Raw genomic sequence first — 25,890 nt, 5'->3', positions numbered from 1 at the left:
TCGCATGAGCGACTTACTGGACAGTCTCGAAGGCGTCGAACGCCGTTCCCTGGCCGACTTCACCGAACAGGCCTACCTCAACTATTCCATGTACGTGATCATGGACCGCGCCCTGCCGCACATCGGCGACGGCCTCAAGCCGGTGCAACGGCGCATCGTCTATGCCATGAGCGAGCTGGGCCTGGATGCCGACTCCAAGCACAAGAAGTCGGCGCGTACCGTCGGTGACGTGCTCGGTAAATTCCACCCCCACGGCGACTCGGCCTGCTACGAAGCCATGGTGCTGATGGCGCAGCCGTTCAGCTACCGCTACACCCTGGTCGACGGCCAGGGCAACTGGGGTGCGCCGGACGATCCGAAGTCGTTCGCCGCCATGCGTTACACCGAGGCGCGACTGTCGCGCTACTCCGAAGTGCTGCTCAGCGAGCTGGGCCAGGGCACGGTCGACTGGGTGCCGAACTTCGACGGCACCCTGCAGGAGCCGCAGGTTCTGCCGGCACGCCTGCCGAACATCCTGCTCAACGGCACCACCGGCATCGCCGTGGGCATGGCCACCGACGTGCCGCCGCACAACCTGCGCGAAGTCGCCAGCGCCTGCGTGCGCCTGCTCGACGAGCCGAAGGCGACCATCGAGCAGCTCTGCGAGCATATCCAGGGTCCGGATTATCCGACCGAAGCCGAGATCGTCACCCCACGTGCCGAGATCCAGAAGATCTACGAGACCGGCAAGGGCTCGATCCGCATGCGTGCGGTATACCGCGTCGAGGATGGCGACATCGTCGTCACCGCGCTGCCGCATCAGGTCTCCGGCGCCAAGGTGCTGGAGCAGATCGCCGCGCAGATGCAGAACAAGAAGCTGCCGATGGTCGCCGACCTGCGTGATGAATCCGACCACGAGAACCCCTGCCGCATCGTCATCATCCCGCGCTCCAACCGTGTCGATGCCGACGAGCTGATGCAACACCTGTTCGCCACCACCGATCTGGAAAACAGCTACCGGGTCAACGTCAACATCATCGGCCTGGACGGTCGTCCGCAGCTGAAGAACCTGCGTACCTTGCTGCAGGAGTGGCTGCAGTTCCGCATCGGCACCGTGCGCCGACGCCTGCAGTTCCGTCTGGACAAGGTCGAGAAGCGCCTGCACCTGCTGGATGGTTTGCTCACCGCATTCCTCAACCTGGATGAAGTGATCCACATCATCCGCACCGAGGATCACCCCAAGCAGGCGCTGATCGAGCGCTTCGAGCTGACCGAGATCCAGGCCGACTACATCCTCGAGACTCGCCTGCGCCAGTTGGCGCGTCTTGAGGAAATGAAGATCCGCGGCGAGCAGGACGAACTGCTCAAGGAGCAGGCCAAGCTGCAAGCTCTGCTGGGCAGCGAGGCGAAGCTGCGCAAGCTGGTGCGCAGCGAACTGATCAAGGACGCCGAGACCTACGGCGACGACCGTCGCTCGCCGATCGTCGAGCGCGCCGAAGCCAAGGCCCTCTCGGAAAACGAACTGATGCCGACCGAGCCGGTCACGGTGGTGCTGTCGGAGAAGGGCTGGGTGCGTTGCGCCAAGGGCCACGACATCGATGCCACCGGCCTCTCCTACAAGGCCGGTGACGGCTTCAAGGCGGCGGCAGCGGGGCGTTCGAACCAGTTTGCGGTGCTGATCGACTCGACTGGCCGCAGCTACTCGGTGGCAGCACACAGCCTGCCATCGGCCCGTGGCCAGGGCGAGCCGCTGACCGGCCGTCTGACGCCACCGCCAGGTGCGACCTTCGAATGCGTGCTGCTGCCTGACGACGAGGCGCTGTATGTGGTGGCCTCCGATGCCGGCTACGGCTTCGTGGTCAAGGGCGAGGATCTGCAGGCCAAGAACAAGGCGGGCAAAGGGCTGCTCAGCCTGCCAAACGGCGCCAAGGTCATGACGCCGCGGCCGGTGGCCGACCGCGAGCAGGACTGGCTGGCGGCGGTGACCACCGAAGGTCGCCTGCTGGTGTTCAAGGTTGCCGACCTGCCGCAACTGGGCAAGGGCAAGGGCAACAAGATCATCGGCGTACCGGGTGACCGGGTGGCCAGTCGTGAAGAATTCGTCACCGATCTTGCGGTGATCGCCGAGGGATCGACGCTTGTATTGCAGGCTGGCAAGCGTACCCTGTCACTCAAGCCGGATGACCTTGAACATTACAAAGGCGAACGCGGACGGCGTGGTAGCAAATTGCCACGTGGCTTCCAGCGAGTCGACGGCATGACGGTGGAGCGCCCGGAGTAAACCGGCTATTCGTCTGGAACGGCGTTTTCAGCGTCGTTCCGGGCGGAAACGCTGGAGTCTGGCGACTATTTCGCGGATGATACACCCCTTGCGGGGCCGGCGTGGCCGTGTGCCCGCGGGAATCCACACGAGTATCACTGCGGTTGCCGGGCGGCGGCCGCTTGGATGGGATGATGAAATTTCTGCGCCTTCCATTTGCGCTGCTGATGACGGGTTTGCTGGGTCTGGGCGGGTGCAGCATGCACCAGCCGGTTGCCCTGTACCAACTCGACAGCGGCGACCCCGGCCAGCCCTCGCAGGCCGCCGGCATGGCAGTCGTGCTCGGCCCGGTCTCGGTAGCCGACTACCTGCAACGTGAAACCTTCCTGCAGCGCCAGGCCGACGGCAGCCTGACCGCAGCGACCGACGGTCGCTGGGCCGGTAGCCTTTCGTCGGATATCGATCAGTTGCTGGTGCGTCAACTCGCCTGGCGCCTGGACAGCCAGCGCGTCGTGCTTGCACCTGCCAGCACCGGCTTTACCCCTGACGTGCAGGTGCTGCTGTCGATCACCCGCCTGGACTCGGGCGCCAACCAGCCGGCGATCCTCGATGCCCAGTGGCGCGTGCTGGACCGCCGTGGCCATGTGCGTGACAACCGGATCGTCCACCTCGAGCAGCAGCACGAAGGCAGCGAGGCCTCGCAGGTCCAGGCCCAGGGGCAACTGCTGCAGAAGCTGGTCGAACAACTGAGCGTGACCGTCAAGCCGTTGGCCAACCAGCCGGCGGTCGCCGAAGAAACGCCGAAGAAACCGGCTGCTCCGGTTCAGGTCAAGAAGGAGCCGGAGAAGTCGAAGATTCCGATGGCTTCGCCGATCCGCACCGATATGGAAGTCTATCGGTTCTGATCCGGCAGATATGAAAAAGCCCGCAGTGATGCGGGCTTTTTTGTGTCCTGGTGGTTTGTCAGGGCTGCTTTGCAGCCCTTGTGCGACATCAGGCCTAGGCGCGACGCTCGTGCATGCGTGCCAGCTGGCGTTCGAGCATCGACGGGTAGGGTTCCATAAGCCGTTCGACACAGCAGGCGCCTTCGGGGCTGGCGATGGGGCGGATACGTGCGCGCTGGCGGATCAGCGCATCGTCGCTGACCTGGCGCTCGACCAGCAGCAGGTTGCGGCTGTGCTGCGACAGGGCCAGGGCATCCTGGGCCTTCTCGGTCATCAGCAGGTCGACCTGGTCCATGCCCAGCAGGTCCTCGCCCAGGGCCAGGCCCAATTGCAGCTGCAGGGTGATGCCGCTGTCGGCCACCTCGATCTGCAGGGCGTGGCCCAGGGCGCGCAGCAGCTCGCCGCAGCAGATGGCGTTGGTGAGGTAGTCTTCGCCGCTGTCTCGGCTGTGGAACAGCAGCAGCGTACTGCCGTCGTTGAGGGTGTGCACTTCGCCCTCATACAGCGAAGCGGCCTGGTCGAGGCAGTCGCGGTAGCGCTCCAGCAGCTCGGTCAGGCGTGTGCGCGGCAGGCGACGCAGTTGCTCCTGGGAGCCCAGCTGCACGGCCAGCACGGCGCTGGTGTTGGGTTCGTCCGACTCCACCGAAGGCAATGGCCTGGGGCTGTGCTCGCTGTCGTCGATCAGGTCGGCGAAGGCGTCGTCGTCCGCGTCGTCGTCCTGGGCGGTCACCTTGGCCGGCACTGGCTTGGTTACGGCCTTGCGTGGCGGCTCCTCGACATGCAGGTCGGTGAAGTCTTCCTCGTCGTCTTCCTCTTCTTCCGGCTCCGGCGGTGGCGGCGGTGCCAGGCGCGCATGAAGCTGACGGGCCAGATCGCCGATCTCGTCCTGGCGCTCGATCGCCGGCGTGTAAGGGTGCGGGTCGCGCAGCCAGACGCGCAGCTGCAGCAGCGGCGTCGAGATGAAGCGACCCAGGCGCAGGCTGAGCGTGAGTGCCAGCGCGAGCAGGATGGCCGCGAGGATGCCCATGCTCTGCAGACTGATCAGCATCGGTTGCTGGAACTGGCTCATGTCCAGGCTGATGCGCAGTTGCCCGGCGCTCACGTCCTGGAAGGTGATCTTGGTCTGGTACACCCCCTCGGCCTCGCCCAGCAAGCCGTTCTTCGGCCGTTGCCCGGCCTCGGCGAGGATGCGGTTGTCGACGCTGTAGATCGCCGCGTGGGCCACCAGCGGGTTCTTCACCAGGTTGCCCAGCAGCACGTTGAGGCTGAGGATGTCGTTGGACACCAGCAGCTCCGTGGCCGAGGTCGCGGTCTGCACGGTCAGGCTCTGGCCGACGGCATCGGCCTGCTCGTGCATCGCCTGCTTGAACTGCAGGCCCATCACGCAGGCATAGATCACCAGCGCCAGGGCCACCAGGAAGATGTTGTGGCTGGCGATGCGCAATGCCAGGGGAATACGGCGCTGGCGCAGGGCTCGGAAGATCATCAGAAAGAAGTTGTCGGTTTTGACGGGCGTGGGCCGGTTCACAGAGCGCGGCTCTTCATGGCGGAATAGATGCTGGGCAGTATAGCGACCCGCGTTTTGTCGGCAAAGCGTCGATGGCGCCCGATGGTCACGGAAAGTGGGTAGAATGCGCATTTTTCATCGAGTTGGAGCCCGGTCTTGCGCGAAATCGTCCTGATCAACATCACTGGTGAAGACCGTCCGGGTCTCACTGCGGCCATCACCGGCGTCCTGCTCCAGGGCGGTGTGAACATCCTCGACATCGGGCTGGCGGTCATGCACGGCACTTTGTCGTTCGGCATCCTGGTCGACATTCCCGACAACGAAGTCGCCACCAGCCTGCTGCAGAGCGTGCAATCCAAGGCCCACGAGCTGAACCTGCAGGCCCGCTACACGCCGGTTTCCGAAGCCGACTACCAGCGCTGGGCCGATGGCCATGGCGACAACCGCCACATCGTCACCCTGCTCAGCCGCAAGGTCACGCCCGAGCAACTGCAGCGGGTGAGTGCGGTCATCAGCCAGTACGGCCTGACCATCGAGCGCATCGAGCGCCTGTCGGCGCGCGTGGCGCTGGACGCCGCGACCGACAAGGGCCGGGCCTGCCTGGAGATCTCCGTGCGTGGCGAGCCCAGCGATGCCCAGGCCCTGCGTGCCGACTTCTTTGCGTTGTCGGCCGAGCAGGGTATCGACATTGCCTTCCAGCAGGATGACCTGTTCCGCCGCAACCGTCGCCTGGCGGTGTTCGACATGGACTCGACGCTGATCGAGGCCGAAGTGATCGACGAACTGGCCAAGGCTGCCGGTGTCGGTGAGCAGGTGGCGGCGATCACCGAGCGCGCGATGCGCGGCGAGCTGGACTTCCGCGCCAGCTTCAAGGAGCGCATGGCGCTGCTCAAGGGACTGGATGTGGGTGTGCTGGACGAAATCGGCGCGTCGCTGCGCCTGACCGAAGGTGCCGAGCACCTGTTCGCCGAGCTCAAGCGCCTGGGCTACAAGACGGCGATTCTCTCGGGTGGCTTCTCCTACTTCGCCAAACAGGTGCAGGCGCGCCTGGGCATCGACTATGTGTTCGCCAACGAGCTGGAAGTGGTGGATGGCAAGGTGACGGGCGTGGCCATCGAGCCGATTGTCGATGCCCAGCGCAAGGCCGATCTGCTGCAGGAACTGGCACACAAGGAAGGCTTGCAGCTGGAGCAGACCATCGCCGTGGGTGACGGCGCCAATGACCTGCCGATGCTGTCGCTGGCCGGCCTGGGCGTGGCCTTCCGTGCCAAGCCGCTGGTGCGCCAGTCGGCCAGGCAGGCGATTTCCACACTGGGCCTCGATGGCGTGCTCTACCTGCTCGGCTGGCGTGACCGCGACGGTCGCGCGTGAAACCTTGAAACAGCGGGGCCGCCTTGCGGCCCCAGCGCTCCTGGGTCAGCCCTGAACCGGCAGCGCCAGTTGTTCGCCCATGCGCACCGCAGAGCCGGCGCCCAGGGCTTCGGCCCATTTCACCTGCTCTGGCCCGAACAGCACGATCGCGGTCGATCCCAGCTTGAAGCGCCCCAGCTCTGCGCCTTTTTCCAGGTGAATCGCTGCGCGGCTGGCTTCGTCATAGCGGAAGGTCTTCAGCTCGCGCTTGGGCGGTGTGACCAGCCCGGCCCAGACCGTCTCGATCGAGGCGACGATCATCGCGCCCACCAGCACCACGGCCATCGGCCCGCGCTCGGTGTCGAACAGGCAAACCACGCGCTCGTTGCGGGCGAACAGTTCCGGGACGTTCTCTGCCGTGGTCTGGTTGACCGAGAACAGGCGGCCCGGCACGTAGACCATCTCACGCAGGGTGCCGGCCAGCGGCATGTGCACGCGGTGATAGTCCTTCGGCGACAGGTAGATGGTGGCGAACTCGCCGCCCATGAACGGCGCGGCCAGTGCCGGGTCGCCGCCGAGCAGTTCCAGGGCGCTGAAGCTGTGGCCCTTGGCCTGGAAGATGCGGCCGTGCTCGATCGGACCGAGCTGGCTGACGGCGCCGTCGGCCGGGCACAGGATGGCGCCCGGCGTCTCGTCCAGCGGACGCGCACCCGGCTTCAGGGCACGGGTGAAGAAGGCGTTGAAGTGCTCGTAGGCGCTGAGGTCTTCGACCAGCGCTTCGGACATGTTCACCTGGTAGCGCTTGGCGAACCAGGCGGTGAAGGCATTCTTGAACCAGCGTGCGCGGCACTCGGCGACGCAGCCGGCCAGGCGCGACAGCAGGTGGTGCGGCAGCAGGTGCTGACTGATGATGAACAGACGGGATTTCATGCAGGTTCCTTAAACTTCTACAGGCGTGTCCGGGTGATTGCCCCACTCGCTCCACGAGCCGGCATAGGCCTTGACCCGTGGATAGCCGAGTGACTTGGCCACCAGGTAGGTGAATCCGGAGCGACGGTGGGTCTGGCAGTGGGTGATCACTTCCTTGTCCGGGGTGATGCCCAGCTGCTTCAGGACGTCGGCGATGTCCTGGCGGATGCGCAGGTGGTCGTTGAGGTCCATGCCGGCGGTCCACTCGAAGTTGACCGCGCCGGGAATGTGCCCACCCCTGGCGGCCAGGACCTTCTCGCCGTTGAATTCCTGCGGGGCGCGGGCGTCCCAGACCACCAGGTCGTCGGCGCCCAGGCGGCTCTGCAGGTACTCGCGGGTGGCGGTGGGTTCGCTGTGCAGGCGCAGGCTGACCGGTGTGTTGGCCGCTGCTGGCACCTCGGTGCCGAGCTTGTCCGCCGGCCAGGCCTGGATACCGCCGTTGAGGTAGTGGTAACGACCGTGGCCGATCACATCGAGCAGCCAGATGAAGCGCCCGGCCCAGCCGCCGCCTTCGTCGTCGTACACCACGTACACTGCGTCTTCACGGTGGCCCAGTTCGCTGAACAGCTTTTCCAGGTCGGCCAGCGGCGCAAGCAGGCCGGGTGCCGGTGGCTGGCCCAGCTGGGTGCGTTTGCCTTCGACGAACCGTGCGCCGGGGATATGGCCGCTGACATAGCGGTTGGCACTGCTCAGGTCGACCAGGATCAGCTCGGGCGAATCCAGGCGCGGCAGCAGGTCGGCGGCTTCGATCACCAGGGGCAAGCCGGAAAAATCAGTCATCCACGGTCTCCGGGGAGCAAGGGAGGGGCGATTGTAGCGCAAGGTTCAGCCATTGCGGTTGGCGAAGCTGGTCAGCGCGCGCTCGATGCATTGCGCGGTTTTACCGAAGGCTTGCACGCTCACGTCCGCAAGCGGCTTGCCACCCTGGTCGGCGATCGCCAGCATCAGTACCTGGTCGTTCACGGCCAGCGAGCGCAACAGCAAGTTTTCGCTGGGGAACAACGCACGCAGCGGTGCCGGCAGCAGGGCGGAAAACTGGGCATGGTTGGCGGGCGTCAGGCGCAGTTGCGCGGCCTTGCCCAGCAGTTTTTGCAGCAGCCTGCTCTGCTCCGTTGCCAGCGCCAGGCTCGAGGCCTCCCGCGGCAGGCCGGCAGTCTGCTGCACACGCAGGCAGTCGTTGGGCTTGTCGAGCAGCAACAGCATCACCCGCTGCATGCCGCAGGCCAGCAGTGCATCGCGGGCATGGGTGGCCAGGTGCACGGTGTTGCTGAACGGGCTGGGCTGGGCCAGCAATTCGCGGCACAGCGTGCGCCAGCGCTCCAGATCCTGGGCCGGGGGCGGCGGCGGGGTGAGCATGTCCGGGTGCGGGCGGCGCTGGTGCCAGGGCCAGATCAACGCCTCGGCGGGGTGGAACAGGGCGTGTCGGGCATGGTGGCGGGCACTTGCCGCAGCCTGCTGGTGCACCTGCTGCTGGACATCGTCCAGCGTGGTCTGCAGGTACATGGCCGTGAGCAGTTGCCAGCGCAGCAAGTGCGGGTTGTCCCAGCCGACCTGGGCCGACAGTGCCAGGCCGTTGGCCAGCAGCACGGTGTTGGCCGGCTGGTTGAACCAGCGGCGCAGGCCGGGCTCTTCATCGAGGCGGTGTTGCTGGCTGAGGTCGTCCGGGTCGCGGGCGATGCTCAGCACCTGGGCCAGTTGCTCGCGTTCCTCGAGCAGCAGGCGATAACCCTGGGTGACCCACTCCGGCAGGCGCCAGTGGGTGGCGACCGCGCGGCACAGTTCCATGATGCGTACGCCGAACAGCGCGTGTTCGACTTCGGCTGCCTCTTCGCCCTTGTGGATGACCCGCAGTTCCCAGGTGTCGAGCAGCTTGGGGTAGGCCAGTGCGAGGGCCCACAGCGGCGACAGGAACAGCAGGCTGCCCCAGTGGATTTCCTGCCACAGGCGCGCCAGGCGGCTGGCGAACAGGCCGTTGGCCTGCTGGGTGGCGTGCTGGCTGATCAGCAGGAACTGACGCAGCACCGGTGGAATATCGTCCCCCGGCACCGCCGGCAGGCGCCCCATCAGTTGCAGGATGCGGGTCAGGCCCAGGCGGTTGAGGGCGATCTCCAGGCTTTCGGCCGGTTCGGCCTGGCTGGCGTTGGCCGGATGGTTGGCTTCGCGCATCACGCACAGCACCAGCGAAGGGCTATCCTGCATCAGTTCGGCGATGTCGCGCAGCGAACGGCGGTTGTCGTTGATGGCCGCCAGAACGCGGTCGTGACTCTCTTTGGGCACTGGTACGCGGATGCCGTCGAGCAGCCTTACCCAGGCGTCTAGAGAGGAGGGAATCTGCGCTGGCACCTTGGTTTCGATTGGCATTTTGACATCAGTCCAAACTGGCTTTTCGCATTGAGTGGCTATAGTCTGGCGCAGTTCTGCCGATAAGGAGAAGAAGAGTTTCCAAGCTTCCGCCCCTGACCCTGACCACGACAGCAAGTGCTTCCAATCTATGGCTAAAATTATCGGCATCATCGTCGTATTCGCGAGTGTCCTCGGCGGATACGTGCTCTCCCACGGCAAGATCGCGGCGCTGATCCAGCCATTCGAAGTGCTGATCATCGGCGGTGCGGCCTTTGGCGCGTTTCTCCAGGCCAACCCTGGCTACATGACCATGCACGTCATGAAGAAGTCGCTGAAGATGTTCGGCAGCCGCTTCACCCATACTTTCTACCTGGAAGTGCTGGGCCTGATCTACGAGATTCTCAACAAGAGTCGCCGCGAGGGCATGATGGCCATCGAGGGTGACATCGAGGATCCCGCGGCCAGCCCGATCTTCGCCAAGTACCCTGCGGTCATGGGCGATGCGCGGATGACCGCGTTCGTCTGCGACTACCTGCGCATCATGTCGACCGGCAACATGGCGCCCCATGAGCTCGAAGGCCTGTTCGACATGGAGCTGCTGAGCATGAAGGAAGACCTCGAGCACCCGTCCCATGCGGTGACCAGCGTCGCCGACGCCATGCCCGGCTTCGGTATCGTCGCGGCGGTACTGGGGATCGTGGTGACCATGGCCTCGCTGGGCGATGGCGACCAGAAGTCCATCGGCCTGCACGTCGGTGCGGCGCTGGTCGGTACTTTCTTCGGTATTCTCGCCGCCTACGGTTTCTTCGGCCCGCTGGCCAACTGCCTGCGCCACGATGCCAAGGAAGAGCTGAACGTCTACGAGGCGATCAAGGCCTCGCTGGTGGCCTCGGCGTCCGGCATGCCGCCGTCGCTGGCCGTCGAGTTCGGGCGCAAGGTGCTGTACCCGGCGCACCGTCCGAGCTTCGCCGAACTGGAACAAGCGGTTCGCGGTCGCTAAGCCATGGAGAACAATCAGCCCATCATCGTCAAGCGCGTCAAGCGCTACGGCGACGGCCACCACGGCGGTTCCTGGAAGATCGCCTTCGCCGACTTCGCCACGGCGATGATGGCGTTCTTCCTGGTGCTGTGGCTGCTGTCCACGGCCACCCCTGAGCAGAAGATCGCCATTGCCGGCTACTTCAAGGACCCGATCGGCTTCTCCGAAAGCGGTACGCCCTACGTCATCGACCTGGGCGGGTCGCCGCAGCTCGCGCCGGAAAAGACCATCAACCCGGAAGAAAAATCCGAGCCGACGCCTGATACCAGCGTGCAGATGGACAAGGACCGGATCGAGACCATGGCCGAGCAGGTCGAGCAGGAGCGTTTGCAACTGCTGCTGCAGGAGCTGCAGAACAAGGTCGAGGAAAACCCGCAACTGCAGAAGTTCAAGGACCAGATCCTGTTCGAGATCACCCAGGACGGCCTGCGTATCCAGATCATGGATGCCGAGAACCGGCCGATGTTCGACCTCGGCAGCGCGCGCCTGAAACCGTACTTCGAAGACATCCTGCTGGCGATGGCCGACACCATCAAGGCCGTGCCGAACAAGATCAGCGTCAGCGGCCATACCGATGCCAAACCTTATGCCGGTACCGGTGACTTCGGCAACTGGGAGCTGTCGGCCAACCGTGCCAACGCCGCGCGCCGTGCGCTGGTGGCCGGTGGCTATCCGGATACCCAGGTGGCGCGGGTGGTGGGTTACGCCTCCTCGTCGCTGTTCGATCGCGAGAATCCGTTCAATCCGGTCAACCGCCGGATCGACATCATCGTGCTCACCAAGAAAGCCCAGCGTGACATCGAGGGCGAGCAGGGGGCTCCCGAGACCCCGGCCAGTCCTGCCGCGCCTGCCGATGGTGCACCGGGTGCGCCTGGTGCTTCGGCCGCGCCTGCCGATGACGCGGCGCCGATGCAACCGCGTGAGCTGCGTCAGAAGCTGAACATCTTCGAGGACGGTGTGCTGAAGATGGACGAGCCCAAGGATAACTGAGCCCGCAGTCTGCAGGGGCGGCGCAACGCCGCTCCTGCAGCTTCAGTAGGTGTCTTGCGTCAGGCTCGCCACGATCGAGCGGTAGCTGTGCATCCGCTGCGCCGAGATACGCCCTTCCTCGAGCCCTTTGAGCAGCGCACAGCCGGGCTCGCGGTCATGCTTGCAGTCGCGGAAGCGGCAGGTGCCGAGCAGGTCGCGGAATTCGATGAAGCCCGCTTCCACATCGTCACGGCTGACATGCGCCAGGCCGAACTCGCGAATGCCCGGCGAGTCGATCAGGTCGCCGCCGTTGGGGAAGTGGTAGAGCCGCGCCGTGGTGGTGGTGTGGGTGCCCTGGCCGGACCACTCCGACAGATCGCCCACGCGGGTCTGCGCCTGCGGCAGCAGGCTGTTGACCAGCGATGACTTGCCCACGCCCGACTGCCCGACGAACACGCTGATGTGCTCGTCCAGGGTCTGCTGCAGGCGCTGCATGCCGTCGCCATGGTGTGCCGACACTTCCAGCAGCGGATAGCCCAGGTCGCGGTACACCGCCAGCAATGCATTGAGCGCCGGGGCGTTGTCGTCGTTGATCAGGTCGGCCTTGTTCAGCAGCAGCAGCGGGCGGATGCCCGCGTGCTCGGCGGCGACCAGATAGCGGTCGATGAGGTTGGCCTGGGGCTCGGGCGCCGGGGCGAAGACGATCACGATCAGGTCGACGTTGGCCGCGACCGGCTTGAGCTGGCCGTGGTTGTTCGGCCGGCACAGCTCGGTGCTGCGCGGCATCTGCGCGACGATCACGCCATTGCCCTGGTTGCCGGCGCGCCAGACCACCTTGTCGCCGGTGACCAGCGCCGGCAGGTTGGCCCGCAGGTGGCAGCGGAAGATCTGGCCTGCCGCCTCGCCGTCCTGGGCCTCGACCTCGACCGTGACACCGAAGTGGGCGATCACCAGGCCCAGTTGCTCGGGGCCCAGGTCGCCACCCTCGAGCTCCTGCAGGGCGTGCTGCTCGCGTTTGGCGGCGCGGGCGGCGCGTTCACCCTGGATCTTTTCGATGCGCCAGTTCTGGCGGCGATTGAGCTGGCGTTTGGCCATGAAGGTTCCGTGTTGGCGGGGCAAAAGAAAACGGCAGGCAGTTTAGCACGCTCCACTAGGCTAATATGTCGGCCTATTCGAGGAGCTCATTCATGCACAACCCACAGAACCTGATCTGGATCGATCTGGAGATGACCGGCCTGGACCCGGACAACGATGTCATCATCGAGATGGCCACCATCGTCACCGACAGCGAGCTGAACACCCTGGCCGAAGGGCCGGTGATCGCCATCCATCACAGTGATGAGGTGCTGGCGCGCATGGACGAGTGGAACACCCGCACCCATGGCGCCTCGGGCCTGACCCAGCGCGTGCGCGAGAGCCGCATCGGCATGGCCGAGGCCGAGGCGCAGACCATCGCCTTCCTCGAGCAGTGGGTGCCCAGGGGCAAGTCGCCGATCTGCGGCAACAGCATCTGCCAGGACCGCCGCTTCCTCTACCGCCACATGCGCGCACTGGAAGGCTACTTCCACTACCGCAACCTCGATGTTTCCACGCTCAAGGAGCTCGCCGCCCGCTGGGCGCCGGACGTGCGCGACAGCTTCAAGAAAGGCAGCACCCACCTGGCCCTGGACGACATCCGAGAGTCCATCGCCGAACTGCGCCACTACCGCGAGCACTTCATCAAGGTGTGATCGGCGAAGGGGTGCGCAAGCGCCCCCTTTTGGTGCCCCGCGCGACTCAGTAGACTGCGCGCCTTTCTCGCACGGATCTGCGCCATGTTGTTGATGCTCTACCTCATTGCCATCACCGCCGAAGCCATGACTGGCGCCCTGTCTGCGGGGCGGCGCGGCATGGACTGGTTCGGCGTGGTGCTGATCGCCTGCATCACCGCCCTGGGCGGCGGCTCGGTACGCGACGTGCTGCTCGGACACTATCCGCTGACCTGGGTGAAGCACCCCGAATACCTGGTGCTGACCAGTTTTGCCGCGTTGCTGACCATCTTCATCGCGCCGCTGATGCGCCATCTGCGCTCGCTGTTCCTGGTGCTCGACGCCCTGGGGCTGGTGGCGTTCACCCTGATCGGCTGCATGACGGCGCTGGAAATGGGCCAGGGGATGCTGGTGGCTTCGATCAGTGGCGTGATCACCGGGGTGTTCGGCGGGATCCTGCGCGACATCTTCTGCAACGATATTCCCTTGGTGTTCCGGCGCGAGCTGTATGCCAGCGTGTCGTTCGCAGCAGCCTGGTTCTACCTGGGGTGCGTGTACTTCAAGGTGCCGGCCGAGCAGGCCATGCTGCTGACCCTGTTCGGCGGCTTCCTGCTGCGTTTGCTGGCTATCCGCTTCCACTGGGAAATGCCCAAGTTCCATTACAACGACGAGCATTGAGCCCACGGGCTGCGCTTTCTCCTCAGCCCGCCGCCTCATGCCGCGCCAACGCCCACTCCACATGCTCCCTCACCAGTGCCGAGGGGTATTCGCGCCGCGCCTTCAGCGCCTCGAGCACGGCGATGGTCGAAGGTGCATTGCCCAAGCCCACCGCCAGGTTGCGCAGCCAGCGCTCGTAACCGGCGCGGCGTAGCGGCGAGCCTTCGGTGCGGCTGAGGAAGGTCTTCTCGTCCCACAGGAACAGCGCGGCCAGCTCGACGTTGTCCAGCCCGTGACGCGGCTTGAAATCGTCCTCGCCCGTCGATTTGGCGAAGCGGTTCCACGGGCAGACGATCTGGCAGTCGTCGCAGCCAAACACCCGGTTGCCGATCAGCGGTCGCAACTCCAGCGGGATGGCGTCCTTGAGCTCGATGGTCAGGTACGAGATGCAGCGCCGCGCATCGAGCTGGTACGGGCCGACGAAGGCCGCGGTAGGGCAGATGTCCAGGCAGGCCTGGCAGCGCCCGCAGTGTTCGCTGGTCTGGGCTTCGTCCGCTGGCAGCGGCAGGTCGACGAACAGCTCGGCGAGGAAGAAATAGCTGCCGGCCTTGCGGTTGAGCAGCAAGGTGTTCTTGCCGATCCAGCCGAGCCCGGCCTGCTGGGCGATGGCTTTTTCCAGCACCGGGGCGCTGTCGACGAATGCGCGGTAACCGAAGGGGCCGATAGCCTCCTGGATGCGGTCGGCCAGGTGCTGCACGCGCTTGCGCACCAGCTTGTGGTAGTCGCGACCCAGCGCGTAGCGGGAGATGTAGGCTTTTTCCGGCTGGGCCAGGCGCTGGGCCATCGCCGTGTCGCCCGGCAGGTAGTCCATGCGCAGCGATACCACGCGCAAGGTGCCGGGAATCAGTTCGGCAGGGCGCGAACGTTTCGTGCCGTGTGCTGCCATATAGTCCATCTCGCCGTTGTAGCCGGCGTCCAGCCAGCGCTGCAGATGCTGTTCGTGTTCGCCGAGGTCGACATCGGCGATGCCGACATGGGCAAAACCGAGTTCGCGGCCCCAATCCTTGATCGATCGGGCCAGTGCAGGCAGGTCTAAAGAGGAGGCGGACATGGATGGACAAGGCATTACAGGCTCAGGTGCGTATAATTCTGCCAGACATCGGAGCCTTTGACCCCATGCCTCGGACCAAACACCACGCCACTACCCTGCAAACGCTGAGCAGCGTCACTGTCGCGCACCTGCCCGCGCGCCCGTCGGACGCCCACAAGGGCGACTTCGGTCATGTACTGGTGGTGGGTGGCGACCTGGGCACCGGCGGTGCCGTGCTGCTCAGCGCCGAAGCCGCGCTGCGTTGCGGCGCAGGGCTGGTCAGCGTGGCGACACGCCCCGAGCATGTGGCCGCAAGCCTCAGCCGCCTGCCTGAAACCATGTGCCTGGGTGTCAGCTCGGCCAATCAACTGATGGCGGTGCTGGAGCGCGCCTCGGTACTGGTGGTGGGGCCTGGCCTTGGTCAGGCCGCGTGGGGCCGCAGCCTGTTGTCGGCCGTGGCCAATGCGCATTTGCCGCAGGTGTGGGACGCCGATGCGCTCAACCTGCTGGCGCGAGCGCCGTTGGCCCTGCCCGGCGGCAGCATCATCACCCCGCATCCGGGGGAGGCGGCGCGGCTGCTGGGCGTATCCACCGAGGCGGTGCAGGCCGACCGACCGGGAGCTGCCCGCAAACTGGCACGCCGTCATGACAGCGTCTGTGTGCTCAAGGGTGCGGGCACCCTGGTTGCCGACCCGCATGGCCAGTTGCTGCTCTGCGAGCGTGGCCACCCGGCCATGGCCGGTGCGGGCCTGGGCGATGTGCTGAGCGGGGTGCTGGCTGCGTTGCTGGCCCAGGGGCTGGATGCCTGGCAGGCAGCGGGCCTGGGCGTGTGGTTGCATGCCTGTGCCGGCGAGCGCCTGGGCGTGCAGGGCAGGGGGCTGGCGGCCAGCGATCTGGTTCCGGTCATTCGAGAATTGTTGGAGGAGCATTCAGCGTGTCAGGCATAACCCTGTTTCTGGCCGACGAGCCGGCCACCGTCGCCTTCGGTGCGACACTGGCCAGGGTCACCGGTGGCCATGGCGTGATCTTTCTCGAGGGCGACCTCGGGGCCGGCAAGACCACGCTCTCGCGTGGTCTGATCCGTGGATTGGGTCACACTGGTGCAGTGAAAAGTCCGACCTTTACCGTGGTCGAACCTTATGAAATCGGCGAAATCCGCGCCTTCCATTTCGATCTCTACCGCCTGGTCGATCCGGAAGAGCTAGAGTTCATGGGGATTCGCGACTATTTCGAGGGCGATCCGCTGTGTCTGTTCGAATGGCCGCAGAAGGGCGCGGGCGTTTTGCCAAAGCCCGACCTGACCATTACCATAAGCCCCCAGGCGGGCGGCCGCTCGCTGAACCTGTCGCCGCAGGGGGCTCGCGGCGAAGCCTGGTGTGCCGCTCTGGCTGCCGAAAACAAATAGTAAGTGGGGAAAGGTATGCTGCGCATCCGCGCACTGGTCGCCGTCGTTGGGCTGCTGCTGACAGCGGTGACCGTTGACGCTCTGGCCGTCACGCAAGTCAAGAGCATGCGCCTGTGGCGCGCGCCGGACAACACACGCCTGGTCTTCGACCTGTCCGGCCCGGTGCAGCACAGTGTCTTCACCCTCAGTGCGCCCGATCGCCTGGTCATCGACATCAATGGTGCCACGCTGGCCTCGCCGCTGAACGTCTCCACTTCGAACACGCCGATCACCAGCGTACGCTCGGCCCAGCGCACCGCGACCGATCTGCGGGTGGTGATCGACCTGAAGAAAAGCGTCACCCCGAAGAGCTTCACCCTCGCCCCCAACGCCCAGTACGGCAACCGCCTGGTGGTCGACCTGTACGACCAGGAGGCCGATGCGGTTGCGGCCAGCAATCCGGCGCCAGCGCCCGTCACCCAGACCCCGGCGACCACGCCCGCGGTTCCGGTGACCCCCGCGCAGCCGGCGATCAAGCTGCCTCCGGTGCCCAACGGCAAGCGTGACATCGTGGTCGCCATCGATGCCGGCCACGGCGGTGAAGACCCGGGCGCCTCCGGCTCGCGCGGCCAGCACGAAAAAGACATCGTGCTCGAGATCGCCCGCGAACTGCAGCGCCAGATCAACACCGAAAAAGGCTATCGCGCCGAGCTGACCCGCACCGGCGACTACTTCATCCCGCTGCGCAAGCGCACCGAGATCGCCCGCAAGAAGGGCGCCGACCTGTTCATCTCCATTCACGCCGACGCCGCGCCGTCGAAAGCCGCCTTTGGCGCTTCGGTGTTCGCCCTGTCCGACCGCGGCGCCACCTCCGAGACCGCGCGCTGGCTGGCCGACAGTGAAAACCGCTCCGACCTGATCGGCGGTGCCGGCAACGTCAGCCTCGATGACAAGGACCGCATGCTCGCCGGCGTGCTGCTCGACCTGTCGATGACCGCCACCCTCAGCTCCAGCCTCAATGTGGGCCAGAAGGTGCTCGGCAACATGGGTCGCATCACCCCGCTGCACAAGCAACGTGTGGAGCAGGCAGGGTTCATGGTGCTGAAATCGCCGGACATCCCGTCGATCCTGGTCGAGACCGGGTTCATCTCCAACGCCAACGAAGCCAACAAGCTGGCGACCCGAAGCCACCAGCAGGCGCTGGCCCGCTCGATCCACAGCGGTGTGCGCCAGTTCTTCCAGCAGAACCCGCCGCCGGGCACCTACATCGCCTGGCTGCGCGACTCCGGCAAGATCGCCCAGGGCCCGCGTGAGCACAGCGTGCGTCCGGGAGAGACGCTGGCAATGATCGCCGTGCGCTACCAGGTCAGCGTCGCCAGCCTGCGCAGCAGCAATAACCTCAAGAGCGATGAGCTCAAGGTCGGCCAGCACCTCGACATCCCGGCTACCACCCTGGCGTCCCAGCAATGAGCAGTGATGTGCGCATCCAGCTGCTCAGCCCGCGGCTGGCCAACCAGATCGCCGCCGGCGAGGTGGTCGAGCGCCCGGCGTCGGTCGCCAAGGAGTTGCTGGAGAACAGCCTGGACTCCGGTGCCCGGCGCATCGACGTGGAGGTCGAGCAGGGCGGGGTGAAACTGCTGCGCGTGCGCGACGACGGCAGCGGCATTGCGCCGGACGACCTGCCGCTGGCGCTGGCGCGCCACGCGACCAGCAAGATCCGTGAACTGGAAGACCTCGAAGGCGTGCTGAGCCTGGGCTTTCGCGGCGAGGCGCTGGCCTCGATCAGCTCGGTGGCGCGCCTGACCCTCACCTCGCGTACGGCCAGTGCCAGTGAAGCCTGGCAGGTGGAGACCGAAGGCCGCGACATGCTGCCGCGCGTGCAGCCGGCGGCGCATCCGGTCGGGACTTCGGTCGAGGTGCGTGACCTGTTCTTCAACACCCCGGCCCGGCGCAAGTTCCTCAAGGCCGAGAAGACCGAGTTCGACCACTTGCAGGAAGTCATCCGGCGATTGGCGCTGGCGCGCTTCGATGTGGGCTTCCACCTGCGCCACAACGGCAAGAGCATCCTCAGCCTGCATGAGGCGCCCGACGAGCTTTCGCGCGCGCGGCGGGTCGGGGCCATCTGCGGCCCGGGCTTCCTCGAGCAGGCGTTGCCCATCGAGGTCGAGCGCAACGGCCTGCGCCTTTGGGGTTGGGTCGGCTTGCCGACCTTTTCGCGCAGCCAGGCCGACCTGCAGTATTTCTTCGTCAATGGCCGGGCGGTGCGCGACAAGCTGGTCGCCCACGCGGTGCGCCAGGCTTACCGCGACGTGCTGTTCAACGGGCGTCACCCGACCTTCGTGCTGTTCCTTGAGCTCGACCCCACCGGGGTCGACGTCAACGTCCACCCGACCAAGCATGAAGTCCGTTTCCGTGAAGGGCGGATGGTCCACGACTTCCTCTACGGCACCTTGCACCGTGCCCTGGCCGATGTGCGCCCGGAAGACCAGCTCGCGGCACCGGCGGCGGCCACCGAGATCGTTCGCCCCACTGGCCTGCAGGCTGGTGAGTTCGGCCCACAGGGCGAGATGCGCCTGGCCGCCTCGGTGCTCGAGCAGCCCCAGGCGCAACAGCAGCCGTCGTTCTCCAATGGCGGCGCTGGTGCGGGCTATCAGTACCAGTACACGCCGCGCCCGTCGCAGCCCGTGCCCGCTGCAGAGGCGCAGGCCGTCTATCGCGAGTATTTCGCGCCGCTGGAGAACAGCGCCCAGGCGCCCGTGGCGCTGCCGGAAAGCCAGGGCGACATCCCGCCATTAGGCTATGCCCTGGCGCAGCTCAAGGGCATCTACATCCTCGCCGAGAACGCCGTGGGCCTGGTGCTGGTCGACATGCACGCCGCCCACGAGCGGATCATGTACGAGCGCCTGAAGCTGGCGATGGCCAGCGAAGGGTTGAGCGGCCAGCCGTTGCTGGTGCCCGAATCGCTGGCGGTGAGCCAGCGCGAGGCCGACTGCGCCGAGGAACATGCCCAGACCTTCCAGCGCCTGGGCTTCGAGCTGCAACGCCTGGGCCCCGAGACCCTGGCGATCCGCCAGATTCCCGCGCTGCTCAAGCAAGCCGAAGCCAACCGCCTGGTCCAGGATGTGCTGTCCGATCTGATGGAGTACGGCACCAGCGACCGCGTTCAGGCGCATATCAACGAGCTGCTCGGTACCATGGCCTGCCACGGCGCAGTGCGCGCCAACCGGCGCCTGGCGATCCCCGAGATGAACGCGCTGTTGCGCGACATGGAGAATACCGAGCGCAGCGGCCAGTGCAACCATGGGCGTCCGACCTGGACCCAGATGGGCCTGGACGACCTGGACAAACTTTTCCTGCGCGGTCGATGACATGAGCGGCAAGCCCCCAGCGATATTCCTCATGGGTCCGACGGCAGCCGGCAAGACCGACCTGGCCATCGCACTCACCCAGGCCCTGCCGTGTGAGTTGATCAGCGTCGATTCGGCCATGGTCTACCGCGATATGGACATCGGCACCGCCAAGCCTGCGCCCGAAGTGCTGGCCGCCCATCCACACCGGCTGGTGGATATCCTTGATCCGGCCGAGAGCTATTCGGCGGCGCAATTCTGCACCGCTGCCCTCGAGGCCATGGCCGAGATCACCGCGCGCGGCAGGATCCCGTTGCTGGTCGGTGGCACCATGCTCTACTACAAGGCGCTGGTGGAAGGCCTGGCCGACATGCCGCCCGCCGATGCCGGCGTGCGTGCAGAGCTGGAGGCCCAGGCCCGCGAGCTGGGGCTGGGCGAGCTGCACCGGCAGTTGGCCGAGGTCGATCCGGTCTCGGCGGCGCGCATTCATCCGAATGACCCGCAGCGGCTGATCCGTGCACTTGAGGTGTACCGGGTGAGCGGCCGGAGCATGACCGCCCACCGTGAGCGTCAATTGGCCGAAAGCCGCGGTTCAGACGCAGGCGCGGGCGGACATTTGCCCTATACTGTCGCCAGTCTGGCGATTGCGCCTACAGATCGTCACATTTTGCATGAGCGAATTGCGCTACGATTTTCGCAGATGCTGGAACAGGGCTTCGTCGACGAGGTCCGAGAGCTGCGGGCCAGAAGTGACTTGCACGTGGGGCTGCCGTCTATACGGGCAGTGGGATACAGGCAGGTATGGGACTATCTGGACAGCAAACTGACAGCCGGGGAGATGCGCGAACGCGGTATCATCGCCACCCGCCAGCTGGCCAAGCGGCAGTTCACCTGGTTGCGTAGCTGGCCCGACGTACACTGGCTGGACAGCCTGGCCTGCGACAATCTGTCCCGCACCTTGAAATACCTGGAGTCGGTCTCCATATTGAGCTGAGTCCCTGCAATTGCCGTCTATTCTTGCGACTGACGGCCTTAATGAACGAATTTTTTCAGTTTTTTACTATTGATCCTTACAGGAGTGCGGCATATGTCAAAAGGGCATTCGCTACAAGACCCTTACTTGAACACCTTGAGAAAAGAAAAGGTCCCGGTTTCGATCTACCTGGTCAACGGCATCAAGCTGCAGGGCCAGATCGAGTCGTTCGACCAGTTCGTCGTGCTGCTGAAGAACACCGTCAGCCAGATGGTCTACAAGCACGCGATTTCGACCGTTGTACCTGCCCGTCCTGTTCGCCTGCCAAGCCCGACCGATTCCGAACACGGCGACAGCGAGCCAGGCAACGCCTGATAGGAGCCTGCATTGTTCTTTGAGCGCCACGGTGGTGGTGAACGGGCGTTGCTCGTTCACTTGGAAGGTCAGAACCCTGAGGCGCGCGAAGACCCGCAGGAGTTTCAGGAGCTGGCACTGTCGGCCGGAGCGGACATCGTCCACCTGGCCACGGTTGCCCGGCACCAGCCCACGGCGAAGTTTCTGATTGGCAGCGGCAAGGTCGAGGAACTGCGCGACCTGGTCAAGGCCGAAGAAGCTGACCTGGTGATTTTCAATCACACCCTCACGCCCAGTCAGGAGCGCAACCTCGAACGCGTCTTCGAGTGCCGCGTGCTTGACCGTACGGGCCTGATTCTCGATATCTTCGCCCAGCGGGCACGTACCCACGAAGGCAAGCTGCAGGTCGAACTGGCCCAGCTCGAGCACATGAGCACGCGGCTGGTCCGCGGCTGGACCCACCTTGAGCGGCAGAAGGGTGGTATCGGCCTGCGTGGCCCGGGTGAAACCCAGCTCGAAACCGACCGCCGCCTGCTGCGGGTGCGCCTGCGTCAGATCAAGGCGCGTCTGGAGAAGGTGCGCAGCCAGCGCGAGCAGGCCCGACGGGGGCGCAAGCGCGCAGACATCCCCTCAGTGTCGCTGGTGGGCTACACCAACGCCGGCAAGTCCACGCTGTTCAATGCCCTGACCCAGTCCGAGGTCTACGCGGCCGACCAACTGTTCGCCACGCTCGACCCGACCTTGCGCCGTCTGCAACTGGATGACCTGGGGCCGATCGTGCTGGCCGACACCGTGGGCTTCATTCGTCATCTGCCGCACAAGCTGGTCGAGGCTTTTCGGGCTACGCTCGAAGAGTCGAGCAACTCCGACCTGCTGCTGCACGTGATCGACGCGCACGAGCCCGAGCGCATGGAACAGATCGAGCAGGTGCTGGCGGTGCTGGGGGAGATCGGTGCCGAAGGCTTGCCGATCCTCGAGGTCTATAACAAACTCGACCTGCTCGAGGATGTCGAGCCGCAGATCCAGCGCGATGCCGACGGCAAGCCGGAGCGGGTCTGGGTATCGGCGCGCGATGGTCGTGGCCTCGAGCTTGTGGGGCAGGCGATAGCCGAATTGCTGGGGGATGACCTGTTTGTCGGAACCTTGCGCCTGGAACAGCGACTTGCCCGCCTGCGCGCGCAATTCTTCGAACTGGGTGCAGTGCAAGGCGAAGAACATGATGAACACGGCAGCAGCCTGCTGAGCGTGCGTCTGCCCCGGGTGGAACTCAATCGCCTGGTCAGCCGCGAAGGCCTGGAGCCTGAAGCGTTCATCGAGCAACACACTTTGCAATAAATGCCCGTCGAGGTCGCCGGGCAGCCGTGACAGGCATTCTGTAGCATTGGACGGCGCGCCGTGGGCGCGTCTTTGCTTTATCAGATGGAGAGCGCTATGGCTTGGAACGAGCCGGGTGGCAACTCGAACAATCAGGATCCCTGGGGCGGCCGCCGCGGTGGCGGTGGTGGTGGCGACAAGAAGGGGCCACCGGATCTCGACGAGGCCTTCCGCAAGCTGCAGGACAGCCTGAACGGCATGTTCGGCGGCAGCAAGAAACGCGGTGGCGGTGGTGACCGCAACATCGGCAAGGGTGGCGGCTACGGCCTGCTGGGCATCGGCCTGGCAGTTCTGGCGGCGATCTGGCTGTACAGCGCCGTCTACGTGGTCGACGAGCAGGAGCAGGCCGTGGTGCTGCGCTTCGGCAAATACTACGAGACCGTGGGTCCGGGCCTGAACATCTACTTCCCGCCGATCGACCGCAAGTACATGGAAAACGTCACGCGTGAGCGTGCGTACACCAAGCAGGGGCAGATGCTCACCGAAGACGAGAACATCGTCGAGGTGCCGCTGACCGTGCAGTACAAGATCAGCAACCTGCAGGACTTCGTGCTCAACGTCGACCAGCCGGAAGTCAGCCTGCAGCATGCCACCGACAGTGCCCTGCGCCACGTCGTGGGCTCCACGTCGATGGACCAGGTACTGACCGAAGGCCGTGAGCAGATGGCCGTGGACATCCGCGAACGCCTGCAGCGCTTCCTCGACACCTACCGTACCGGTATCACCGTCACCCAGGTCAACGTCCAGAGCGCGGCAGCCCCGCGTGAAGTGCAGGAAGCCTTCGACGACGTGATCCGTGCCCGTGAAGACGAGCAGCGTGCCCGCAACCAGGCCGAGTCCTACGCCAATGGCGTGGTGCCTGAGGCTCGTGGCCAGGCGCAGCGCATCATCGAGGACGCCAACGGCTACCGCGATGAAGTGATCGCCCGCGCCAAGGGTGAGGCCGATCGCTTCACCAAGCTGGTCGCCGAGTACCGCAAGGCGCCTGACGTCACCCGTCAGCGTCTGTACCTGGAGACCATGCAGGAGGTGTACAGCAACACCAGCAAGGTCATGGTGGCTACCAAGGACGGGCAGAACAACCTGCTCTACCTGCCACTGGACAAGATGGTCGAAGGCAGCCGCAACCCTGCAGCGCCGTCCAGCAGCGTGTCGCCGTCGGTCAACGACGCCGCCAGCCGCTCGGTACAGGACCTGCAACAGCAACAACAGCCGCTGCGCACTAGGGAGAGCCGCTGATGAGCAATAAATCGCTGTTCGCCCTGATTGCCGCCGTGGTGCTGGCGATCGTCGCCTGGAACTGCTTCTACATCGTGTCGCAGACCGAGCGCGCGGTATTGCTGCAGTTCGGTCGCGTGGTCCAGGCCGACGTCCAGCCGGGCCTGCACGTGAAGGTTCCGTACGTCAACCAGGTGCGCAAGTTCGACGCCCGCCTGATGACCCTTGACGCCCCGACCCAGCGTTTCCTGACGCTGGAGAAGAAGGCGGTGATGGTCGATGCGTACGCCAAGTGGCGGGTGAAGGACGCCGAGCGTTTCTACACCGCGACCTCGGGCATGAAGCAGATCGCCGACGAGCGTCTGTCGCGTCGTCTGGAAAGCGGCCTGCGTGACCAGTTCGGCAAGCGTACCCTGCACGAAGTGGTGTCCGGTGAACGTGACGCGCTGATGGCCGACATCACCGCCTCGCTGAACCGCATGGCCAACAAGGAGCTGGGTATCGAGGTCATCGACGTTCGCGTCAAGGCCATCGACCTGCCCAAGGAAGTCAACCGCAGCGTGTTCGACCGCATGAGCACCGAGCGTGAGCGTGAAGCCCGCGAGCACCGTGCCAAGGGTAACGAGCTGGCCGAAGGTATCCGCGCCGATGCCGACCGTCAGCGCCGTGTCCTGCTGGCCGAAGCCTATCGTGAAGCGGAAGAGACCCGCGGTGACGGCGACGCCCAGTCGGCCGCCATCTACGCCAAGGCCTACGGCCAGGACGCAGATTTCTATGTGTTCTACCGCAGCCTGCAGGCCTACCGCGAAAGCTTTGCCAGCAAGAGCGACGTGCTGGTCCTGGATCCGAAGAACGAGTTCTTCCGCTTCCTGGACAAGAGCAAGCCGTAACAGGAAACACCCCCACCGGGCAGCTAAAACGCCCGGTGGGGTGCATCCCGAATCAAAAGGGGTGTATGATGAGTCAGCCGGGAAATTCCCGGCTTTTTTGCGTCTGCAAGGTTGATTGGCCACAGGCTTTTTGACGACTTGGACAGGACGCGCGGTTTTTCGAGGGTGTTGGCACGGCGGTGGCGCTGGGATCGGTGCTGCCTGTTGTTGTGTGCCAAGGCCTGCTTTACAGACGGCTCACCCGCAGGGCGGCCGCTCGGACCAGAGGGGAAATGGCGTAATGGCAACCGTAGACCGCTGGCTTCTGCCAGATGGCATCGAGGAAGTACTGCCACCTGAAGCAGCGCGTATCGAGATCGCGCGTCGACAGGTGTTGGACCTGTTCCAGAGTTGGGGCTACGAACTGGTCGTCACTCCGCATATCGAGTACCTGGAGTCGCTGCTCACCGGCGCCGGCCAGGACCTGGACCAGCGCACCTTCAAGGTGGTCGACCCGCAATCCGGTCGCCTGATGGGCTTTCGCGCCGACTTCACGCCTCAGGTAGCGCGCATCGACGCCCACACCCTGCGCCGTGAAGGCCCGAGCCGCCTGTGCTATGCCGGCAGCGTGCTGCACGCCGAACCGCGTGCGCTGTCGACCTCGCGCAGCCCGATCCAGCTCGGTGCCGAGCTGTACGGTGATGCCAGCCCGACCAGCGACGTCGAGGTGATCAGCCTGATGCTGAGCACCCTGCAACTGACCGATGTGGCCGATGTGCACATGGACCTGGGCCACGTCGGTATCTACCGCGGCCTGGCCCGTGCGGCCGGCCTGTCGGGGGCGGTCGAGCAGCAGCTGTTCGATGCCCTGCAGCGCAAGGCGGTGGATGAAGTCAACGTGTTGACCGCCGACCTGCCCAAGGACCTGGGCAACATGCTGCGTGCGCTGGTCGAGCTGTGCGGTGGCCGCGAAGTGCTGACCGAGGCCCGCGTGCGCCTGGGCCGCGCCCCGGCCAGCGTGCTGGCGGCCCTGGACGACCTGCTGGCGATCGCCGATCGCCTGGCAGCGCGTTATCCGCAGCTGCCGCTGTATTTCGACCTGGGCGAGCTGCGCGGCTACAACTATCACACCGGCGTGGTGTTCGCGGTGTTCGTGCCGGGTGTCGGTCAGTCGATCGCCCAGGGCGGACGCTATGACGACATCGGCGCCGATTTTGGCCGGGCACGCCCGGCCACCGGTTTCTCCACGGATTTGAAGACCCTGGTCACACTGGGGCGAGCGGAGGTCGTACTGCCAGCTGGCGGCATCTGGATGCCCGACAGTGGCGAGGCGGCCCTCTGGCAGATGGTCTGCCAGTTGCGCAACGAGGGCCAGCGTGTGGTCCAGGCCCTGCCTGGCCAGCCGTTGAGTGCTGCTCTCGAGGCGGATTGTGATCGGCAATTGATTCAGCAGGACGGGCGCTGGCAGGTTCTGCCGCTGACCCATTGAGATTCTTCGCCGGCAATGGGCCGGCAA

The 25,890-nt window shown here is 65.3% G+C and carries 23 protein-coding genes; 17 read left to right on the top strand and 6 right to left on the bottom strand.

The features are described 5' to 3' along the window. Positions 1-4: 4 nt before the first annotated feature. Together parC and AC1TXO_RS24240 are read left to right on the top strand one after the other, a co-directional pair. Complete coding sequence (parC, locus tag AC1TXO_RS24245) at positions 5-2,260, top strand: DNA topoisomerase IV subunit A (protein WP_486404069.1); 2,256 nt, start codon at positions 5-7, stop codon at positions 2,258-2,260. Between the two features lie 173 nt (positions 2,261-2,433). Then, on the top strand, positions 2,434-3,144 hold the full coding sequence (locus tag AC1TXO_RS24240) for a PqiC family protein (protein ID WP_486404068.1): 711 nt from the start codon (positions 2,434-2,436) through the stop codon (positions 3,142-3,144). A gap of 94 nt (positions 3,145-3,238) precedes the next feature. On the opposite strand, the gene AC1TXO_RS24235 is transcribed toward AC1TXO_RS24240, so the two are convergent. Continuing rightward, positions 3,239-4,711, bottom strand: coding sequence for a histidine kinase (locus AC1TXO_RS24235; RefSeq protein WP_486404067.1), 1,473 nt, complete (start codon positions 4,709-4,711; stop codon positions 3,239-3,241). Between the two features lie 135 nt (positions 4,712-4,846). On the opposite strand from AC1TXO_RS24235, the gene serB reads away from it, so the two are divergent. Beyond that, entirely contained in the window at positions 4,847-6,061 is a 1,215-nt protein-coding gene (gene serB / locus AC1TXO_RS24230) for a phosphoserine phosphatase SerB (RefSeq protein WP_486404066.1), read from the top strand. 45 nt (positions 6,062-6,106) lie between these two features. Here serB and asd read toward each other — a convergent pair whose 3' ends face one another. From asd to AC1TXO_RS24215, 3 genes are read right to left on the bottom strand one after another with little or no spacing between them, the layout of a single operon-like run. Then, positions 6,107-6,970, bottom strand: coding sequence for an archaetidylserine decarboxylase (asd, locus tag AC1TXO_RS24225; RefSeq protein ID WP_486404065.1), 864 nt, complete (start codon positions 6,968-6,970; stop codon positions 6,107-6,109). Between the two features lie 9 nt (positions 6,971-6,979). Then, a complete protein-coding gene (locus AC1TXO_RS24220) occupies positions 6,980-7,789 on the bottom strand; it encodes a rhodanese-like domain-containing protein (protein ID WP_486404064.1) in 810 nt (269 codons plus the stop codon). Between the two features lie 45 nt (positions 7,790-7,834). Next, the gene (locus AC1TXO_RS24215) at positions 7,835-9,370 is read right to left on the bottom strand and encodes an HDOD domain-containing protein (protein ID WP_486404063.1); all 1,536 of its coding nucleotides are present in this window, start codon (positions 9,368-9,370) and stop codon (positions 7,835-7,837) included. Between the two features lie 130 nt (positions 9,371-9,500). Here AC1TXO_RS24215 and motA point away from each other — a divergent pair, with 130 nt between their 5' ends. Further along, complete coding sequence (motA, locus tag AC1TXO_RS24210; RefSeq protein ID WP_151926055.1) at positions 9,501-10,352, top strand: flagellar motor stator protein MotA; 852 nt, start codon at positions 9,501-9,503, stop codon at positions 10,350-10,352. Positions 10,353-10,355: 3 nt separating this feature from the next. Next, positions 10,356-11,381, top strand: coding sequence for a flagellar motor protein MotB (gene motB / locus AC1TXO_RS24205; protein WP_486404062.1), 1,026 nt, complete (start codon positions 10,356-10,358; stop codon positions 11,379-11,381). A 42-nt stretch (positions 11,382-11,423) separates the two neighbouring features. Here the strand turns inward: motB and rsgA are convergent, their stop codons facing one another. Continuing rightward, positions 11,424-12,455: a small ribosomal subunit biogenesis GTPase RsgA gene (gene rsgA / locus AC1TXO_RS24200; protein ID WP_486404061.1), complete on the bottom strand. Its 1,032-nt coding sequence runs from the start codon at positions 12,453-12,455 to the stop codon at positions 11,424-11,426. A 92-nt stretch (positions 12,456-12,547) separates the two neighbouring features. On the opposite strand from rsgA, the gene orn reads away from it, so the two are divergent. Together orn and AC1TXO_RS24190 are read left to right on the top strand one after the other, a co-directional pair. Further along, positions 12,548-13,090 (top strand): oligoribonuclease, encoded by a 543-nt coding sequence (gene orn, locus AC1TXO_RS24195; RefSeq protein WP_486404060.1) that lies wholly within the window; start codon positions 12,548-12,550, stop codon positions 13,088-13,090. Positions 13,091-13,174: 84 nt separating this feature from the next. Beyond that, positions 13,175-13,786, top strand: a complete 612-nt coding sequence (locus AC1TXO_RS24190; RefSeq protein ID WP_054893179.1) for a trimeric intracellular cation channel family protein — start codon at positions 13,175-13,177, stop codon at positions 13,784-13,786. 22 nt (positions 13,787-13,808) lie between these two features. Here AC1TXO_RS24190 and queG read toward each other — a convergent pair whose 3' ends face one another. Next, entirely contained in the window at positions 13,809-14,876 is a 1,068-nt protein-coding gene (queG, locus tag AC1TXO_RS24185; protein WP_486404059.1) for a tRNA epoxyqueuosine(34) reductase QueG, read from the bottom strand. 65 nt (positions 14,877-14,941) lie between these two features. Here queG and AC1TXO_RS24180 point away from each other — a divergent pair, with 65 nt between their 5' ends. From AC1TXO_RS24180 to AC1TXO_RS24135, 10 genes are all read left to right on the top strand, one after another. After that, a complete protein-coding gene (locus AC1TXO_RS24180; RefSeq protein WP_486404058.1) occupies positions 14,942-15,802 on the top strand; it encodes an NAD(P)H-hydrate dehydratase in 861 nt (286 codons plus the stop codon). Beyond that, positions 15,799-16,260: a tRNA (adenosine(37)-N6)-threonylcarbamoyltransferase complex ATPase subunit type 1 TsaE gene (gene tsaE, locus AC1TXO_RS24175; RefSeq protein ID WP_486406900.1), complete on the top strand. Its 462-nt coding sequence runs from the start codon at positions 15,799-15,801 to the stop codon at positions 16,258-16,260. Before AC1TXO_RS24180 ends, tsaE begins: the two co-directional genes overlap by 4 nt. A 3-nt stretch (positions 16,261-16,263) precedes the next feature. After that, the gene (locus AC1TXO_RS24170) at positions 16,264-17,709 is read left to right on the top strand and encodes an N-acetylmuramoyl-L-alanine amidase (RefSeq protein WP_486404057.1); all 1,446 of its coding nucleotides are present in this window, start codon (positions 16,264-16,266) and stop codon (positions 17,707-17,709) included. After that, positions 17,706-19,607, top strand: coding sequence for a DNA mismatch repair endonuclease MutL (gene mutL / locus AC1TXO_RS24165; protein WP_486404056.1), 1,902 nt, complete (start codon positions 17,706-17,708; stop codon positions 19,605-19,607). Before AC1TXO_RS24170 ends, mutL begins: the two co-directional genes overlap by 4 nt. A gap of 1 nt (position 19,608) precedes the next feature. Beyond that, the gene (gene miaA, locus AC1TXO_RS24160) at positions 19,609-20,580 is read left to right on the top strand and encodes a tRNA (adenosine(37)-N6)-dimethylallyltransferase MiaA (protein ID WP_486404055.1); all 972 of its coding nucleotides are present in this window, start codon (positions 19,609-19,611) and stop codon (positions 20,578-20,580) included. 93 nt (positions 20,581-20,673) lie between these two features. Next, positions 20,674-20,934 carry an RNA chaperone Hfq gene (gene hfq / locus AC1TXO_RS24155; protein ID WP_486404054.1) on the top strand — a complete coding sequence of 87 codons (261 nt, stop codon included), beginning with the start codon at positions 20,674-20,676 and terminating at the stop codon, positions 20,932-20,934. 12 nt (positions 20,935-20,946) lie between these two features. Continuing rightward, a complete protein-coding gene (gene hflX / locus AC1TXO_RS24150) occupies positions 20,947-22,248 on the top strand; it encodes a ribosome rescue GTPase HflX (protein ID WP_486404053.1) in 1,302 nt (433 codons plus the stop codon). 96 nt (positions 22,249-22,344) lie between these two features. Then, complete coding sequence (hflK, locus tag AC1TXO_RS24145) at positions 22,345-23,526, top strand: FtsH protease activity modulator HflK (RefSeq protein ID WP_486404052.1); 1,182 nt, start codon at positions 22,345-22,347, stop codon at positions 23,524-23,526. Next, positions 23,526-24,395, top strand: coding sequence for a protease modulator HflC (gene hflC, locus AC1TXO_RS24140; RefSeq protein ID WP_054893186.1), 870 nt, complete (start codon positions 23,526-23,528; stop codon positions 24,393-24,395). The genes hflK and hflC overlap by 1 nt, the downstream gene beginning before the upstream one ends. 280 nt (positions 24,396-24,675) lie before the next feature. Further along, positions 24,676-25,863: an ATP phosphoribosyltransferase regulatory subunit gene (locus tag AC1TXO_RS24135; RefSeq protein ID WP_486404051.1), complete on the top strand. Its 1,188-nt coding sequence runs from the start codon at positions 24,676-24,678 to the stop codon at positions 25,861-25,863. The last annotated feature ends 27 nt before the right edge of the window (positions 25,864-25,890 follow it).

This window comes from Pseudomonas sp. FA117, from assembly GCF_057370475.1.
This window is presented reverse-complemented; position numbering and strand designations above follow the sequence as displayed.

What these genes read in the sequence shown, in the direction of transcription:
- hflC (WP_054893186.1), top strand. Translation starts at nt 23,526, where the DNA reads ATGAGCAATAAATCGCTGTTCGCCCTGATTGCCGCCGTGGTGCTGGCG.
- orn (WP_486404060.1), top strand. Translation starts at nt 12,548, where the DNA reads ATGCACAACCCACAGAACCTGATCTGGATCGATCTGGAGATGACCGGC.
- AC1TXO_RS24240 (WP_486404068.1), top strand. Translation starts at nt 2,434, where the DNA reads ATGAAATTTCTGCGCCTTCCATTTGCGCTGCTGATGACGGGTTTGCTG.
- AC1TXO_RS24180 (WP_486404058.1), top strand. Translation starts at nt 14,942, where the DNA reads ATGCCTCGGACCAAACACCACGCCACTACCCTGCAAACGCTGAGCAGC.
- AC1TXO_RS24215 (WP_486404063.1), bottom strand. Translation starts at nt 9,370, where the DNA reads ATGCCAATCGAAACCAAGGTGCCAGCGCAGATTCCCTCCTCTCTAGAC.
- asd (WP_486404065.1), bottom strand. Translation starts at nt 6,970, where the DNA reads ATGAAATCCCGTCTGTTCATCATCAGTCAGCACCTGCTGCCGCACCAC.
- AC1TXO_RS24220 (WP_486404064.1), bottom strand. Translation starts at nt 7,789, where the DNA reads ATGACTGATTTTTCCGGCTTGCCCCTGGTGATCGAAGCCGCCGACCTG.
- AC1TXO_RS24135 (WP_486404051.1), top strand. Translation starts at nt 24,676, where the DNA reads ATGGCAACCGTAGACCGCTGGCTTCTGCCAGATGGCATCGAGGAAGTA.
- AC1TXO_RS24190 (WP_054893179.1), top strand. Translation starts at nt 13,175, where the DNA reads ATGTTGTTGATGCTCTACCTCATTGCCATCACCGCCGAAGCCATGACT.
- hfq (WP_486404054.1), top strand. Translation starts at nt 20,674, where the DNA reads ATGTCAAAAGGGCATTCGCTACAAGACCCTTACTTGAACACCTTGAGA.
- hflK (WP_486404052.1), top strand. Translation starts at nt 22,345, where the DNA reads ATGGCTTGGAACGAGCCGGGTGGCAACTCGAACAATCAGGATCCCTGG.
- miaA (WP_486404055.1), top strand. Translation starts at nt 19,609, where the DNA reads ATGAGCGGCAAGCCCCCAGCGATATTCCTCATGGGTCCGACGGCAGCC.
- motB (WP_486404062.1), top strand. Translation starts at nt 10,356, where the DNA reads ATGGAGAACAATCAGCCCATCATCGTCAAGCGCGTCAAGCGCTACGGC.
- rsgA (WP_486404061.1), bottom strand. Translation starts at nt 12,455, where the DNA reads ATGGCCAAACGCCAGCTCAATCGCCGCCAGAACTGGCGCATCGAAAAG.
- mutL (WP_486404056.1), top strand. Translation starts at nt 17,706, where the DNA reads ATGAGCAGTGATGTGCGCATCCAGCTGCTCAGCCCGCGGCTGGCCAAC.
- motA (WP_151926055.1), top strand. Translation starts at nt 9,501, where the DNA reads ATGGCTAAAATTATCGGCATCATCGTCGTATTCGCGAGTGTCCTCGGC.
- parC (WP_486404069.1), top strand. Translation starts at nt 5, where the DNA reads ATGAGCGACTTACTGGACAGTCTCGAAGGCGTCGAACGCCGTTCCCTG.
- queG (WP_486404059.1), bottom strand. Translation starts at nt 14,876, where the DNA reads ATGTCCGCCTCCTCTTTAGACCTGCCTGCACTGGCCCGATCGATCAAG.